Below are 13,832 nucleotides of genomic sequence, written 5' to 3'. Positions count from 1 at the left end.
TCTGATCGGAGGTTGGGTACCGTGTCATACTGGCGAGGTCAGATGATCGCCGTGCGACGAGCGAGGGACCCATGACTGCGGATCCGATGCCATCGGGAGAGCGAGCTCCGTTGAGCTGGCCGGTGCCGCCACCGCGGGGGTATTTCGCCGAAGACCTGGATCATCTGAGTGAACTGCCGCCGCACACTCAGCTGATCGACGGGAGCCTGGTCTTCGTGAGTCCGCAGATGCGATTCCACCTGCTCGTCATCACGTTCCTCCATGTGCAATTGATGCGGCAGGCTCCGGAGGGCTTCGACAGCATTCGTGAGATGACGGTGACGCTCGGCGCTCGTCAGCGACCTGAACCCGACGTTATGGTCGTCGATTCGGCGGGCGTCACGGGCTTGGACCAGACGACATTCCGTCCGGAGGATGTCGTGCTGGCGATCGAGGTTGTCTCACCGGACTCGCTCGAACGCGATCGTCATCGCAAACCGCAGCTCTATGCCGAGGCGGGTATTCCGTACTTCTGGCGCGTCGAGAATGTCGACGGGCGCGCGGTCGTCTACGCCTATGAACTCGATCCGGCTACGCAGAAGTACACCACGGTGGGCATCCATCATGATCGACTGAAGGTCGCACTGCCGTTCGACCTCGACCTCGATCTGACCCGGGCAACAGATCCGAAGGGGTCTGCCTGACCGGCTCTCGGCGGGTGTCGGCGACTCGCGCGAACGTCATTTCTCCTGTGCCAGAACGCCGTCGATAGCGGAAGTCAGCAGTTCGTGTGCGTCGGTTGCGGGGAGTTGACCGAGGGTGACGTGTAGGGCCAGGCCGTCGAGGAGGGCGAGCAGGGTGTTGGCCGCGGTCGTGGGGTCGGGGTGGTCGGGGAGCATGCCCGCGATGTGGTCGCGAAAGGCGCGGCCGTTGGTGGCCATGGTTTCGGCGACCTGGGGGCGGACGGAGGCGAAGGCGAGGTAGCCGATCAGGGTGCGGGAGTCGGCGGCCGAGTCCGGGTCGGTGGGGAGCAACACTGTCAGGATGTGGTGCAGGTCGGGGTTGGGCCCCACGGCGGAGATGCGGGCCGCGATCCGGTCGGCGATAGTGCTCGCCGCGAACTCCATCATCGCGTCCTTGCTGGGGAAATAGTGCTGCACCTGGCCGGGGGAGACGCCTGCCTCGGCGGCGACGTGGCGCAGGCTGATCGCCTCGAGGCCGTCGCGTGCGAGCAGTCGCATCACGGCGTCGCTGATCGTCGCCCGGCGAGAGCTGTGGTCCACCCGTTTCGGCATCCACCCATCTTTTCACGATGCAGTTGTATTGCCATATCGGCGTCGCGCTCTTTACAATGCAGTTGTATTGCAAAGGAGGGCATCATGCGCCCGATCATGCGGCTCGGACGCCTTTTCGTCCGGCTCGAAATCGACATCTGGGTGAGCCTGGCCAGGGCCGTCGCCCGCAGGCCCGACACCGCGGACGGCACACCGATTCGCTACGCAGGCGCCGTCTCAGCCGTCATCTGGGCGTTCATCGTGGTCAGTGCGGTGGAGATCCCCGCGGTGCACCTGATCATCCCGTGGCCACCCGTGCGGCTCGCCGCGCTGGCACTGGGCATCTGGGGATTGTTCTGGATGCTCGGCATGCTCGCCGCGCACCACATGTATCCGCACGTCGTCGCGCCGGACCGCCTCCGGATCCGCTACCTGCGCCGCACCGCACTCGACATCCCGCTCGCCGGCGTCCGCGCTGTCCGCAACGATCTACGCGCCTACGACGGCTCGAAGTCGTTGCAGCTCACCGGCAACGACACCCTTGCCCTCCCGGTCGGCAGCTCCACGAACGTCCGGGTGGACCTGACCGCGCCGCAGACCTTCACCACCCCGCAGGGCGAGTACACGGTGCGCACCGTCGCCTTCTGGGCCGACGATCCGCGCGCCGCGGTCGCGGCGATCCGGGCGGCGGCGCCGACCGAACGTACCGGCGCCGCCTGACCCGTCAGATGCCGGGAACCGGTGCGTCGTCCGGAAAGCGGCGCACCACCTCGATCGTGCCGACGAGATGGCGGTTGAACTCGGCGAGATCCTCTGCGGGAATCCAGTATTCGAGAATGTCCCGACCGCCGGCCTGCTGCACGTCGTAGCTGTCCAGGTAGTCGGTGCGCACGTCGAACCGCGTCACATAGCCCGCGCCGGAGGCGGGCACGTTCCAGTCGCGGGCGATCAGCACCGCGTAGTCCTCGTTCAGCACCGGGTAGAAGATCGGCTGGTCGGGTAGTCGCGGCGGCCAAGCGCGCCACCCTGATTCGGCGACCAGAGCCAACTCCTCGGGCCCCGTCGGCCGCCACAGCGTCGTCGTCCGCGGTGCGCTCATCATTCCTCCCTCGTCGAAGCACGCACCATATCCCGCGTCCCGCCGTGGAATCACCCCATATTCAGCTGAGTGTGATGCGTTGCTGGCGGAATTCTGGGAGCGCGCGGGCGATGGTGAGGAAGTCGGTGTCGTTGTGGACGACGGTGGCGTCATGGCGCAGCGCGACCGCGGCGATCTGGACGTCGGTGATCTGTGCGCCGCGGCCCGCTCCGATCTTCCACAGGGCGGTGCGGATGCGGCGGACGTTGTCCTCGACCATGTCGTCGGCGGGTAGCCAATGGAAGACCGAACCGTAGAGCTCGGTGAGATAGCCGAGGTCGGTGGCGTTGCGTGCGCTGAATCGCGCTTCGTCCATCGTGACCGTCGACGAGCACAACGCTCCGGTGATCGCGAGCTCGTCGATGGCGCGTTCGACCGCGGCGTTCGTCCGATAGTGCGACATGACCGAGTGGTCGAGGAGGTACCTCGGACGGACGGTTGCCGCGCTCACCGGGCCTCGGGGTGCTCGGCCGCGAGCTCATCGCCGGTCAGGAACGGGTTGTGATCCATCCGCTTGAGTCGCGCCAGTGCTTCACGCTGGCGATAGCCCTGGACGAGTTCGGACATCGCGAGATTGATGACCGCCTTCTTGGTCGGCAGGCCGGTCAGCCGCAGGGCCTCGGCGAGTAGCTCGTCCGGGATTTCCACCGTCGTCGCCATCGTGCCTCCATATTTCGAATCCCCGATATTCATAATATCAATGATTTGTAATATGGCGCCGGATGGATCGGCTACCGCGGGCCGAAGGTTTCGAGGCCGGTGACGCGGAGGAGGTCCAGGGCGGTCGCGGTGGGGGTGTTCGGGGGCGCGGAGTAGATGATGACGGTTTGGTCGGTGTCGGGGACGTGCATGGCGTCGCAGTCGAGGGTGAGCGGGCCCAGGTCGGGGTGGGCGATGGTTTTGGTGAGACTGTGCATGACGCTGGAGCGGCCTGCCTGCCAATGGGACTCGAATTCCGGGCTGCCGGTGCGTAGTTCGGTGAGCAGGCGCATCAGGTCGGGGTCGTCGGGGTAGGTGGCCTTGACCGCGCGGAGGCAGCCGACGCAGGCGGCGGCATTGCTGTCGGTCTCCTCGGGCGTCATGACGACGCGACCCATACCGGTGCCGAGGAACCGCTGCCACATGATGTTGCGCTGGGCGGGCGGGATCGCGGAGAAATCGCCGAGCAGGGCCGCCGACAAGGGATTCCAGGCGAGGATGTCGGACTTGGCCGAGAGTACGAGCACCGGCAGATCGGCCAGCCGGTCCAGCAGCCGCTGCACGCTCGGCCGGATGACCAGCGGAATGCGCCCGGCCTGCGGCGGTTCGGACCCGGCGAGCCGGTAGACGAGATCCCGGTCGACATCGGTGAGCCGCAGCGCCCTGGTCAGCGCGCCGAGCACCTGATCGGACGGCTTCGGCCCGCGTCCCTGCTCCAAGCGCACGATGTAGTCGACACTCACCCCGGCCAGGCTCGCGACCTCCTCGCGCCGCAACCCGGGCACCTGCCTGCGCGATCCGGCGGGCAGGCCGGCGTCGGCGGGGGTGAGCCGGGATCGCGCGCTGCGCAGGACCGTCGCCAATTCCGCTCTGTCCACGTTCTCCATGGTGCCGCAGGTCCTCGGGCGTGGGGTGGTACTGCGAATCCCATCCGGTGCGGTCTGTGTCGCAGACCATACCGCTGGATCTATACGGATCCGTATAAATGGTCGATATGCTGTGTCTTATACGGTTCCGTATAGATGTGAGAGGTTCGTGATGGAGCGACAGAGTGTGAATCGGATGATCAAGTGGGCGGGGGTGGTGCTCGCGATCATCGGCGGCGGACACCTCACCATCGGACTGCTGCTCAGCTCGTCCTCCTTCGACGAATGGCTGTCCTTGGAGCTGTGGGGCCACTGGTGGGAGGACACCCCGGCGGCCAACAGCTTCTGGGCCAACCCCGCCGGTTTCGGCTGGCCGCTGCTGCTCGTCGGCTCGCTCATCGTGTGGATGGACCGGCGCGGCATCGTTGCGCCCGAATTCCTCGCGTGGGCGGTGCTCGGCTGGGGTGTGGTGTGCGCCGTCATCGTCGAACCGACTCCGGGGCCGGTGGTGGTGATCGCCGCGATCCTGCTGTTGCGCGGCATCCGTGTCGCCGGTGCACAGGCCGAATCCGGGTCGCCGGTCCTGGCGTCGTAGGCCCTGGTATCGCCCGTCCTATGTCTCGTCGGCACTGGAGCGCTGCCCGTCGCGGCGCGAATCTGGGTGCATGACAAAGACGATCGCCCTGGTCACCGGGGCCAACAAGGGGCTGGGCCGGGAAACGGTCCGCAGGCTGGCCGGGTCGGGCCTGCAGGTGTATCTGGCCGCCCGCGACACCGCCCGGGGCGAGGCGGCGGCCGCCGAATTCACCGCGGCCGGGCTCGACGTCCGGTTCGTCGCGCTGGATGTGACCTCCGACGACTCGGTCGTCGCCGCCGCGGACAGGGTGAAAGCCGAGGCGGGCCGCCTCGACGTGCTGATCAACAATGCGGGCATCGGCGGCCCGCGCACCGCACCGGGCGACACCAGGCCCGACGACCTGCGCGAAGTGTTCGAGACCAATGTCTTCGGCCCGATCCGGGTGACCAACGCGTTCCTGCCGCTGCTGCGCGTCTCCGACCATCCGCGGATCGTGATGGTCTCCAGCGGTGTCGGCTCGATTGCCACGATCACCGATCCGACATGGGCGGGCCTGCTGCCGCCGGCGCTCGGCTACCCGAGCACCAAGGCGGCGCTGAACATGCTCACCGTCATGTACGCGAGCGAACTCGCCGAGATGAAAGTCAATGCTGTCGATCCCGGCTACACCGCGACGGACCTCAACGGGCACAGTGGGTTCCAGACCGTCACCGAGGGCACCGATGCCATCGTGGCCATGGCGACGGTCGACCGCGACGGCCCGAGCGGCGGCTTCTTCGACCGCACGGGCGCCACGTCGTGGTGAGAGCAGGCGTCCTGCTCGCGACGTTGCTCGCGGGATTGGGCGTCATCGCGTATCTGCTGAGAACGGAGGACGCAGTGGCACAACAGAAGCCGCAGACCGTGCTGTCGATCGGCCTGCACCCCGGCGCCGTCGACTATTCCCGCTACCCGCAGCTCGACGAGGCGACCCTGACCGCCCGCATCGCCGCGGGTGAAACCGCCTTGCGCGAAGCCGGGTTCGACATCGTCAGCTGTCAGCTGCCCGCCGACCCCGACGCAGCGGAGGCAAGGCTGCGCGAGTGCGTGGCGGGCGGGGAATTCCGGGTCGCCATGATCGGCGCCGGTGTGCGGATGGCACCCGAGCACACCCTGCTGTTCGAGCGACTGATCAATGTCGCGTCCGAGCTCGTCCCGGGAATCCGGTTCTGCTTCAACACGTCCCCGGAAACGACGATCGACGCGTTACGTCGCTGGGTGCAGCCGAGCTGAGTGCGTCGACCTGACCGGCGGCGCCCCCGCGGCCGCGCGTGGTCGTGGGCTGCCTACTTGTGACCGCCTCCGTGGTCGTGGCCGCCACCACAAGTGTCGGTGCGACGGCCGTCCGCGGTGCTCGCCTGCCCCGCGCCGTGACCTTCGAGCGCGGCGAACGGGCCGCACTGGTGCGGGGCGATCCAGACATGGACCATCGGGTTGCCCGATCCGGGGTTGATCGAATTGGGCGGGCAATTGCCCTGGGCATCGGTCACGCCCGCGACCTGGGGGCCGTTGTCGCCCGCTTTCCAGCACAGGTTGTCGTGGACGTGCCACTGCATCAGGGGTCCGGCGTAGTCGGTGAGGGCAGGATCGTCGATCTTCTTGCCCTTGGCGATGTACATGGCCGAGACCAGTGTGCGGTTCTGGCCGTCGACCCGGTAGACCAGCGACTCCGGGCGGGTGGCGTCGAGGAAACTGTCGTCGCGGATGTAGCCGGTGTTGACGTAGTGCTCGTAGCCGCTGGCGGAGTCCCCGATCGAACGGAAGCCGAGCGCGCCGACGGTTGTGACATCGGCGAAGGCGGGCAGCCCGGCCATGGTGCTGCGGATCAGGTCGCTCGCCCGCTGCTCCTGCTCGGCGGTCACGCCGGGTACACCGGAGACGTCGATCGGCTGGGCCGGGTCGAACGGGCGCGGCCACGCGTCGCCGGTGTCACCGTGTTCGTCGCCCGCCGCGTGCGCATGTCCGTCGCCGCCTTCGCCGTGGCTGTGGACGTGCCCGACACCGTTGAGCATCGCCGCCAGCGCGAGCACACCCACCGCGGCGGCCGCGATCCCGGACCGCATCGGCGGCAGGGTCGCGGTGGGCCGGAGCAGCGCGACGGCCGCACCGATCACGGCGAGCGCACCCAGTGCGGCGCACGCGGTATCGGCGACACCCGGTGACTCCGCGGTCAATCCGGTGACCCAGGGGATATCGGCGACACGGGTGAACGCCCACACCGCCACCGCGAACGCGTTCACCGCGACCAGCGACGTCACCACGAGCTTGCGCTCGCTCAGCAGCACCGCCAGTCCGGTGGCGCACTGGATCGCGGCCAGCACGACCATCAGCCGCGCCAGCGTGGCGTGGTCGGTGTGCATTCCGGCCGCCAGGAAATGCACCGCACCCGCCCCGACCGACGAGATCCCGCCGAATAGCAGGAATCCGTTTCGTCCGCTCACCTGTGTCACCTCTCCCAGTCGTGTCCGCGGACACTACCGGGCAACCGTGAGGGCCGTGTGCCGGGCGGCTAAGGGAACTCTGTGACCCACGTCTCCGCGGTCGCCGCGGGGGCGTTGTCGCATTGAGACCATTACGGTGGTTAACGATCTCCGGGCAGGCGGCGAATTCCAGAACATGAGTCTGAAAAGCACACAACGTCAACGGGTTTCGGTTCAGGTCGGGGTGGCCGCCGCAGCGGCCGTTGCCGCGCTCGTCGGGTTCAGTGGGCCGGCGACGGCCCTCCCGTCCGATCAAGTCGTCCAGTTCAACCCGACCCTCGCCCGGGTACCGGGGAACGGCTGCGCGGCCATCATCAACGCCGAAACGGTGCCGCAGCCGCAGGCCGGGCAGCTCGGGGTCCGGGTGAAAATCGTCCAGACCGGCCAGAACTGTGAGGCCTACCGGGTCGCGGTGCGGTGGAAGAACCTCGACACCGGCGTCGCGAACGGCCAGTCCCACAAGGTCGACAGCAACGGCGTCATCGAACATGCCCCCGACGGTGTGATCACCGGCATGGGTATGGCGCCCGGCCCCGGCCGGGTCGAGGCGACCATCGTCGCCACCGCCGACATCTACCCGAACCACCCTGAACTGGAACAACTCTCGGGCCAGGCCTGGATCACCCTCAACAAGTAGCGACACACGGCAGGGGCGGACCCGACCCGGATCCGCCCCTGCGCTCGTCACTCTGGATGTCGATGCATCGCACCGCTCCGCTCGCGAACGGTCCGGGCGGGCGGGTGAGCTGTCTGTGAAATTTTTCCCGCATCGGACCCGCAAACATCCAGTTTCTGCCAGAGTTGTCAGCGGCCGGCGCACTATCTGCCGGCCGAGCGTCGTCAGGCAATGCGGTACGGAGATCGACCATGGCAGTGCTGGTGTACTTCAAGAAGGTTCGCGACGATGTCGGGGCGGTGGAATACCATTTCGGGCCGAGCCGAGATCAGCTCGACTCGACGGTGGTCATCGACAAGTCGAACTTCGCCGCCCTGCCCGAGCGCTCCGACGAGAACTTCCGCACCGCCGCCGGGCCGATCGCCCTGCGCGCCCGCCGGGCGGGGGAATGGCCCGAGGTCGGGGTCATCGCTTCCTGACCAGTCCGCCGGTTCGGCCGCGGTGCTCCGGATCACCTCGGGATCGAGACCGGCTCGCGGATCGGTGCGGCGACAGAAACGGCGAACGCCGGGATGGATTGTGCGATCCATCCCGGCGTTCACCGTTGTGCGGTAACCGATTACGCGGTCGGCTCGAAGGCCTCGGCGATGATCTCTGCCTGTTCCACGGCGTGGACCTTCGACGAACCCGAGGACGGGGCCGACATGGCGCGGCGGGAGATGCGGCGCAGTTTGCCGAGGCGGTCGGGGAGGACCTCGGGGAGGTTGAGGCCGAAGAACGGCCAGGCGCCCTGGTTGGCGGGCTCCTCCTGGACCCAGGCGACGTCGGTCGCATCGGATCCTTCAAGAAAGGAATGGGCCAATGGCCTGCCGGAACAGGCGACCGAGCCCATTTGACGTCTGTAGGCCACCACACCGTGCCGATCGTTGAGCTTCCAGGCCAAGAGGGCTTCGTCACCCGTTTGCGCGAGGTGGTGCACAGCGGTGCGCCGTGGCACCGTCGATTGTGGCGTGGTGGAACGCTCCAGATCGCCCAGGAGCTGCTCGACGAGAGTGTCACGCCGGGGATGCCGGATCGCGCGATCGAGGATCTGCGCATATCCAGCTCGATGAACACCTACGGCGGATGTCCGGCGAATACCTGCTGAACTGGGCCGCCGAGTTCGAGAAGGGACAGGTGATCGACGTCGAGGGCTCGGCACGCCGGATCGCGGCTCATATCCTGGACAGCGGCTATCACAAGAACAGTCTTTACGCCTGGATCAAGGCCACCCAAAGAAGCCTCGATACCTGCACAGTTCCCGATTTTCTCCGTGCGGCGGCATCCCGGTTGTCCAGGCCCGAGGCCGCCTTCACATTCTGCGTTCCGGTCACTACTGAGCCTCCCTTCGACATCACACCGACGGCAACGCCAGGCTGGCTCACCGCGCCCGATACCGCAATGTGGAAAGCCACATATGCGCCCGAGGCGGACCCGATTCGCCACCAGGGCGCGTTCCTTCTCGAGATGCGGGCTTGGAGCCGCACCGGCTTGCCGGCTATCTCTACGATCTCGCCCGTGCCTACACCAGCTTCTACGACTCGTGTCCGGTCATCACGGCGGACGAACCGATCCGCTCGAACCGAATCGCACTGTGCCAGTTGACTGCGCGTACTCTCGAGCTCGGCTTGGGGCAGCTGGGAATGGCTGCACCGCAACGGATGTGATCGCCCACAGTGCGGTAGGGATACATCGGTTCAGTTTGCTGGGTGCGGTCGGTCCGTGATCTCCTTATCGGTTCCGAACTTCGGAACTGCTTCCAAGAGGAGATCTTTCGAATGAGTTTCATGGGTAAGGCCGGCTGCGCGGTGGCGGCGTTGGGTCTTGCGGCCGGGGCGGTGCTCGGTGCCGGTTCGGCGAACGCGGCGGGCGATCTGTGGGGTGCGTACGCATTCAGCTCGCAGCAGTGGGAGAGCTGGTCGGCGGTGGACTGGCCCACCGCGGAGGCGGCGGCCGCTTCCGTGCTGGATGGCTGCGGTGGCGGGGATGACTGCCAGGTCATGACGTGGGCCAACGGGTGTGGAGCGTTGGTGTGGAACGACCAGGGGTGGGTCACCGGCGCGTCGGGCCGCACCCGTAGCGAGGCCATTCGCAAGGCCATCGACAAGCTGTCCAGCCGCGTCCCGATCGCCGGGCTGGCGAACTTCGGGTCCTCCGAACTCAGTGGCACCGAGGTTGTCGACGTGGTCTGCACGGCGAACGCGCGCTGATCACCGACCGGCCGAATACGGCGAACGCCGGGTGGATCGTGGTGATCCACCCGGCGTTCACCGTTGTGCGGTAACCGATTACGCGGTCGGCTCGAAGGCCTCGGCGATGATCTCTGCCTGTTCCACGGCGTGGACCTTCGACGAACCCGAGGACGGGGCCGACATGGCGCGGCGGGAGATGCGGCGCAGTTTGCCGAGGCGGTCGGGGAGGACCTCGGGGAGGTTGAGGCCGAAGAACGGCCAGGCGCCCTGGTTGGCGGGCTCCTCCTGGACCCAGGCGACGTCGGTCGCGTTGGGGTACTTGGCCAGTGCCTCGTTGAGGCGGTACGTCGGGATCGGGTAGAGCTGCTCGACCCGGACGATGGCCACGTCCTCGCGCTTCTGCTTGGCCTTCTCCGCGGCGAGCTCGTAGTAGAGCTTGCCTGAGGTCAGCAGGATGCGCTTGACCTTGGTGGTGTCGCCGATGCCCTGCTCGTAGGTGGGCTCGTCGAACACCGAACGGAACTTCGACTCGGTGAAGTCCTTGATGTCGGACACCACGGCCTTGTTGCGCAGCATCGACTTCGGGGTGAAGACGATCAGCGGGCGGCGGATGCCGTCCAGCGCGTGGCGGCGCAGCAGGTGGAAGTAGTTCGCCGGCGTCGACGGGACCGCGACGGTCATCGAACCCTCGGCGCACAGCTGCAGGAAGCGCTCGATGCGACCCGAGGTGTGGTCGGGACCCTGGCCCTCGTGGCCGTGCGGCAGCAGCAGCACGACGTCGGAGAGCTGGCCCCACTTGGCCTCACCGGAGGAGATGAACTCGTCGATGATCGACTGCGCGCCGTTGACGAAGTCACCGAACTGCGCCTCCCACAGGACCAGCGCGTTCGGGTTGCCCAGCGAGTAGCCGTACTCGAAGCCCACCGCCGCGAACTCGCTCAGCGCCGAGTCGTGCACCGCGAACCAGCCCGGCTTCTCCGAGCCGATGTTGTGCAGCGGGGTGTACTCGTCGGCGTTGAGGCGGTCGATGATGACCGCGTGCCGCTGGGTGAACGTGCCGCGGCGCGAGTCCTGACCGGTCAGGCGCACGTCGTGGCCCTGATCGATCAGCGAGCCGAAGGCCAGCAGCTCGGCGAAGGCCCAGTCGACCTTGCCCTCGTAGGCCATCTCGCGGCGCTTCTCCAGCACCGGCTTGACGCGCGGGTGCACGTTGAAGCCGTCCGGCGGGGTGTTGAACGCGTCGCCGATGCGCTGCAGGACCGACTTGTCGACCGCGGTCTGCACGGTGGCGGGAACCTTCTGGTCGTCCTCGACGGACTCCGACGGCTCCGGAACGTACTTCTCCAGCTCGCGGACCTCGTTGAACACGCGCTCCAGCTGACCCTGGTAGTCACGCAGCGCGTCCTCGGCCTCCTTCATGGAGATGTCGCCACGGCCGATCAGCGATTCGGTGTAGGCCTTGCGGACCGAACGCTTGGTGTCGATGACGTCGTACATCTCCGGCTGGGTCATCGAGGGGTCGTCGCCCTCGTTGTGCCCGCGGCGGCGGTAGCAGACGAGGTCGATGACGACGTCCTTGCGGAACTTCTGCCGGAAGTCGACCGCCAGGCGCGCGACCCAGTCGCAGGCCTCCGGGTCGTCACCGTTGACGTGGAAGATCGGCGCGCCGATGAACTTCGCGATGTCGGTGGAGTATTCGGTGGAGCGGCTGTTCTCCGGCGCGGTGGTGAAGCCGATCTGGTTGTTCACCACGATGTGGATGGTGCCGCCGACGCGGTAGCCGCGCAGGCCACCCAGGTTCAGCGTCTCGGCGACCACGCCCTGACCGGCGAACGCGGCGTCACCGTGGAGCATCAGCGGCATGACCGAGAAGCCCTCGGGCCCGTCGCCCTTGTTCAGCAGATCCTGCTTGGCGCGCACGAGGCCCTCGAGGACGGGGTCGACCGCCTCCAGATGCGAGGGGTTCGCGGTCAGCGACACCTCGATCTCGTTGTCGCCGAACATCTGCAGGTACTGGCCCTGCGCGCCGAGGTGGTACTTCACGTCGCCGGAGCCGTGGGTGGCGGCCGGGTTCATGTTGCCCTCGAACTCGGTGAAGATCTTCGAGTACGGCTTGCCGACGATGTTGGCCAGCACGTTGAGGCGGCCGCGGTGCGGCATGCCGATGACGACCTCGTCGAGCGCGTGCTCGGCGCACTGGTCGATGGTGGCGTCCATCATCGGGATGACGGCTTCGGCGCCCTCGAGCGAGAAGCGCTTCTGGCCGACGTACTTGGTCTGCAGGAAGGTCTCGAACGCCTCGGCGGCGTTGAGCCGGTTCAGGATGTACTTCTGCGCGGCGACCGTCGGCTTGACGTGCTTCTGCTCGACCCGCTCCTGGATCCAGCGCAGCTGATCGGTCTCGAGGATGTGGGTGTACTCCACACCGACGTGGCGGCAGTAGGCGTCGCGCAGGATCGACAGCACGTCGCGCAGCTTCATCCGCTCCTGGCCGTGGAAGCCGGCGACGTTGAAGGTGCGGTCGAGGTCCCACAGGGTCAGGCCGTGCTCGGTGACATCGAGGTCGGGGTGGCTGCGGAACTTGTCCTTGACCAGGCGCAGCGGATCGGTGTCGGCCATCAGGTGACCGCGGTTGCGGTAGGCCGCGATCATCTCGAGCACGCGGGCGCTCTTGTCGACGCCGCGCTCGGCCATGTCCTTGCGCCAGCGGATCGGCTCGTACGGCACGCCGAGGCCGTGGAAGATCTCGTCGTAGAACTCGTCGGAGATCAGCAGGTTGTGGATGGTGCGCAGGAAATCGCCCGACTCGGCACCCTGGATGATGCGGTGGTCGTAGGTCGAGGTCAGCGTCATCAGCTTGCCAACGCCGATGTCGGCGAGGCGCTCGTCGCTCATGCCCTGGAACTCGGCGGGGTACTCCATGGCGCCCGCACCGATGATCGCGCCCTGGCCCGGCATGAGGCGCGGCACCGAGTGGACGGTGCCGATGGTGCCGGGGTTGGTCAGCGAGATGGTGACGCCGGAGAAGTCGTCGGCGCCGAGCTTGCCCTCGCGGGCGCGGCGGACGATGTCCTCGTAGGCGGCGTGGAACTGACCGAAGCTCATCTCTTCGGTTTCCTTGATGGCCGCGACCACCAGCGAACGGTTGCCGTCCTTACCCGCGAGGTCGATCGCCAGGCCCAGGTTGGTGTGCGCGGGGGTGACCGCGTTGGGCTTGCCGTCGATCTCGGCGAAGTGGCGGTTCATGTTCGGGAACGCCTTGATCGCCTGCACGATCGCGTAGCCGAGCAGGTGGGTGAACGAGATCTTGCCGCCGCGGGTGCGGGCCAGGTGGTTGTTGATCACCAGGCGGTTGTCGATCATCAGCTTGGCCGGGATCGCGCGCACCGAGGTCGCGGTGGGGATCGTCAGCGAGGCCGACATGTTCTTCGCGATGGCGGCGGCGGGGCCGCGCAGCACCTTGGACTCGTCGGCGACAGCGGCGGCCTTGGGCGCGGCGGCCGGTGCGTTGGACACCGGTGCGGGCGTGGTCTGCGGCGCGCGCACGGTCGCGGGAGCAGGCTTGGGGGCGGGCGCCGGCGCCGGAGCGGGCGGGGCGGGAGCCGGAGTGGGCTTGGGAGCCGCGGCGGCAGGCGCGGGAGCCGGTGCCGGAGCCGCGGCGGGAGCCGGAGCCTGGCTGTTACCGGATTCGGTGGCCTCCGGGGTGTAATCCGCGAGGAACTCGTGCCAACTCGCGTCGACCGAGGACGGATCCTGTTTGAACTTCTGATACATCTCGTCGACTAGCCACTGGTTCTGTCCGAACTGGGAAGTTGAGCTGCTCACAGCTGGTGTTCGCCTCATTTCGTTCTTTGCGCTGCGACGTTTGTGACGTGCCCGGCAGGGGTATCAGCCGATAGCTGCCGATGCGCCCTCACCGAGCATATGCCCAGC

Annotated in this window: 17 protein-coding genes and 1 pseudogene; 10 read left to right on the top strand and 8 right to left on the bottom strand. The window is 67.3% G+C overall.

Annotation, left to right across the window (positions count from 1 at the left end):
- The first annotated feature begins 71 nt into the window (after positions 1 to 71).
- Positions 72 to 683: a Uma2 family endonuclease gene (locus tag ACFVAV_RS00315; RefSeq protein ID WP_379027983.1), complete on the top strand. Its 612-nt coding sequence runs from the start codon at positions 72 to 74 to the stop codon at positions 681 to 683.
- A gap of 36 nt (positions 684 to 719) precedes the next feature.
- Here the strand turns inward: ACFVAV_RS00315 and ACFVAV_RS00310 are convergent, their stop codons facing one another.
- A complete protein-coding gene (locus tag ACFVAV_RS00310) occupies positions 720 to 1,274 on the bottom strand; it encodes a TetR/AcrR family transcriptional regulator (protein WP_379027981.1) in 555 nt (184 codons plus the stop codon).
- Positions 1,275 to 1,358: 84 nt separating this feature from the next.
- Here ACFVAV_RS00310 and ACFVAV_RS00305 point away from each other — a divergent pair, with 84 nt between their 5' ends.
- Positions 1,359 to 1,973 (top strand): hypothetical protein, encoded by a 615-nt coding sequence (locus tag ACFVAV_RS00305; RefSeq protein WP_379027979.1) that lies wholly within the window; start codon positions 1,359 to 1,361, stop codon positions 1,971 to 1,973.
- A 4-nt stretch (positions 1,974 to 1,977) separates the two neighbouring features.
- On the opposite strand, the gene ACFVAV_RS00300 is transcribed toward ACFVAV_RS00305, so the two are convergent.
- The 4 genes from ACFVAV_RS00300 to ACFVAV_RS00285 form a co-directional block, all read right to left on the bottom strand.
- Positions 1,978 to 2,352 (bottom strand): ADP-ribosylation/crystallin J1, encoded by a 375-nt coding sequence (locus ACFVAV_RS00300; protein ID WP_379027977.1) that lies wholly within the window; start codon positions 2,350 to 2,352, stop codon positions 1,978 to 1,980.
- A 61-nt stretch (positions 2,353 to 2,413) separates the two neighbouring features.
- Positions 2,414 to 2,842, bottom strand: coding sequence for a PIN domain-containing protein (locus ACFVAV_RS00295; RefSeq protein ID WP_379027975.1), 429 nt, complete (start codon positions 2,840 to 2,842; stop codon positions 2,414 to 2,416).
- Complete coding sequence (locus ACFVAV_RS00290) at positions 2,839 to 3,051, bottom strand: type II toxin-antitoxin system VapB family antitoxin (protein ID WP_379027974.1); 213 nt, start codon at positions 3,049 to 3,051, stop codon at positions 2,839 to 2,841. The genes ACFVAV_RS00295 and ACFVAV_RS00290 overlap by 4 nt, the downstream gene beginning before the upstream one ends.
- Positions 3,052 to 3,122: 71 nt before the next feature.
- Positions 3,123 to 3,977, bottom strand: a complete 855-nt coding sequence (locus ACFVAV_RS00285) for a helix-turn-helix transcriptional regulator (RefSeq protein WP_379027972.1) — start codon at positions 3,975 to 3,977, stop codon at positions 3,123 to 3,125.
- Between the two features lie 151 nt (positions 3,978 to 4,128).
- Between ACFVAV_RS00285 and ACFVAV_RS00280 the strand changes: the two genes are divergently transcribed.
- The 3 genes from ACFVAV_RS00280 (at position 4,129) to ACFVAV_RS00270 (ending at position 5,805) form a co-directional block, all read left to right on the top strand.
- Complete coding sequence (locus ACFVAV_RS00280) at positions 4,129 to 4,551, top strand: DUF6463 family protein (RefSeq protein WP_379027970.1); 423 nt, start codon at positions 4,129 to 4,131, stop codon at positions 4,549 to 4,551.
- Positions 4,552 to 4,621: 70 nt separating this feature from the next.
- On the top strand, positions 4,622 to 5,338 hold the full coding sequence (locus ACFVAV_RS00275) for an SDR family oxidoreductase (RefSeq protein ID WP_379027968.1): 717 nt from the start codon (positions 4,622 to 4,624) through the stop codon (positions 5,336 to 5,338).
- Positions 5,339 to 5,412: 74 nt separating this feature from the next.
- Positions 5,413 to 5,805, top strand: a complete 393-nt coding sequence (locus ACFVAV_RS00270; protein ID WP_379027966.1) for a hypothetical protein — start codon at positions 5,413 to 5,415, stop codon at positions 5,803 to 5,805.
- A gap of 53 nt (positions 5,806 to 5,858) precedes the next feature.
- On the opposite strand, the gene ACFVAV_RS00265 is transcribed toward ACFVAV_RS00270, so the two are convergent.
- Complete coding sequence (locus ACFVAV_RS00265) at positions 5,859 to 7,013, bottom strand: hypothetical protein (RefSeq protein WP_379027964.1); 1,155 nt, start codon at positions 7,011 to 7,013, stop codon at positions 5,859 to 5,861.
- A gap of 136 nt (positions 7,014 to 7,149) precedes the next feature.
- Between ACFVAV_RS00265 and ACFVAV_RS00260 the strand changes: the two genes are divergently transcribed.
- Entirely contained in the window at positions 7,150 to 7,689 is a 540-nt protein-coding gene (locus ACFVAV_RS00260; RefSeq protein WP_379027962.1) for a hypothetical protein, read from the top strand.
- Positions 7,690 to 7,919: 230 nt separating this feature from the next.
- Positions 7,920 to 8,147: a hypothetical protein gene (locus ACFVAV_RS00255; protein ID WP_379027960.1), complete on the top strand. Its 228-nt coding sequence runs from the start codon at positions 7,920 to 7,922 to the stop codon at positions 8,145 to 8,147.
- Positions 8,148 to 8,287: 140 nt separating this feature from the next.
- Here ACFVAV_RS00255 and ACFVAV_RS00250 read toward each other — a convergent pair.
- Positions 8,288 to 8,491 (bottom strand): annotated as a pseudogene (locus ACFVAV_RS00250) (hypothetical protein); the annotation flags it as partial.
- Between the two features lie 93 nt (positions 8,492 to 8,584).
- On the opposite strand from ACFVAV_RS00250, the gene ACFVAV_RS00245 reads away from it, so the two are divergent.
- From ACFVAV_RS00245 to ACFVAV_RS00235, 3 genes are all read left to right on the top strand, one after another.
- Entirely contained in the window at positions 8,585 to 8,815 is a 231-nt protein-coding gene (locus tag ACFVAV_RS00245) for a hypothetical protein (RefSeq protein WP_379027958.1), read from the top strand.
- A gap of 295 nt (positions 8,816 to 9,110) precedes the next feature.
- On the top strand, positions 9,111 to 9,374 hold the full coding sequence (locus tag ACFVAV_RS00240; RefSeq protein WP_379027956.1) for a DALR anticodon-binding domain-containing protein: 264 nt from the start codon (positions 9,111 to 9,113) through the stop codon (positions 9,372 to 9,374).
- A 111-nt stretch (positions 9,375 to 9,485) separates the two neighbouring features.
- Complete coding sequence (locus ACFVAV_RS00235) at positions 9,486 to 9,917, top strand: DUF4189 domain-containing protein (protein WP_379027954.1); 432 nt, start codon at positions 9,486 to 9,488, stop codon at positions 9,915 to 9,917.
- Positions 9,918 to 9,995: 78 nt separating this feature from the next.
- On the opposite strand, the gene ACFVAV_RS00230 is transcribed toward ACFVAV_RS00235, so the two are convergent.
- Positions 9,996 to 13,742, bottom strand: coding sequence for a multifunctional oxoglutarate decarboxylase/oxoglutarate dehydrogenase thiamine pyrophosphate-binding subunit/dihydrolipoyllysine-residue succinyltransferase subunit (locus tag ACFVAV_RS00230; protein WP_379027952.1), 3,747 nt, complete (start codon positions 13,740 to 13,742; stop codon positions 9,996 to 9,998).
- Between the last annotated feature and the right edge of the window lie 90 nt (positions 13,743 to 13,832).

Source organism: Nocardia sp. NPDC057663 (assembly GCF_042799895.1).
In the GTDB taxonomy this organism is placed as follows: Bacteria; Actinomycetota; Actinomycetes; order Mycobacteriales; family Mycobacteriaceae; genus Nocardia.
This window is presented reverse-complemented; position numbering and strand designations above follow the sequence as displayed.

Excerpts from the sequence above, each read along its gene's own strand:
- ACFVAV_RS00280 (WP_379027970.1), top strand. The coding sequence starts at position 4,129 with ATGGAGCGACAGAGTGTGAATCGGATGATCAAGTGGGCGGGGGTGGTG.
- ACFVAV_RS00305 (WP_379027979.1), top strand. The coding sequence starts at position 1,359 with ATGCGCCCGATCATGCGGCTCGGACGCCTTTTCGTCCGGCTCGAAATC.
- ACFVAV_RS00290 (WP_379027974.1), bottom strand. The coding sequence starts at position 3,051 with ATGGCGACGACGGTGGAAATCCCGGACGAGCTACTCGCCGAGGCCCTG.
- ACFVAV_RS00315 (WP_379027983.1), top strand. The coding sequence starts at position 72 with ATGACTGCGGATCCGATGCCATCGGGAGAGCGAGCTCCGTTGAGCTGG.
- ACFVAV_RS00285 (WP_379027972.1), bottom strand. The coding sequence starts at position 3,977 with ATGGAGAACGTGGACAGAGCGGAATTGGCGACGGTCCTGCGCAGCGCG.
- ACFVAV_RS00255 (WP_379027960.1), top strand. The coding sequence starts at position 7,920 with ATGGCAGTGCTGGTGTACTTCAAGAAGGTTCGCGACGATGTCGGGGCG.
- ACFVAV_RS00230 (WP_379027952.1), bottom strand. The coding sequence starts at position 13,742 with ATGAGGCGAACACCAGCTGTGAGCAGCTCAACTTCCCAGTTCGGACAG.
- ACFVAV_RS00275 (WP_379027968.1), top strand. The coding sequence starts at position 4,622 with ATGACAAAGACGATCGCCCTGGTCACCGGGGCCAACAAGGGGCTGGGC.
- ACFVAV_RS00310 (WP_379027981.1), bottom strand. The coding sequence starts at position 1,274 with ATGCCGAAACGGGTGGACCACAGCTCTCGCCGGGCGACGATCAGCGAC.
- ACFVAV_RS00300 (WP_379027977.1), bottom strand. The coding sequence starts at position 2,352 with ATGAGCGCACCGCGGACGACGACGCTGTGGCGGCCGACGGGGCCCGAG.
- ACFVAV_RS00235 (WP_379027954.1), top strand. The coding sequence starts at position 9,486 with ATGAGTTTCATGGGTAAGGCCGGCTGCGCGGTGGCGGCGTTGGGTCTT.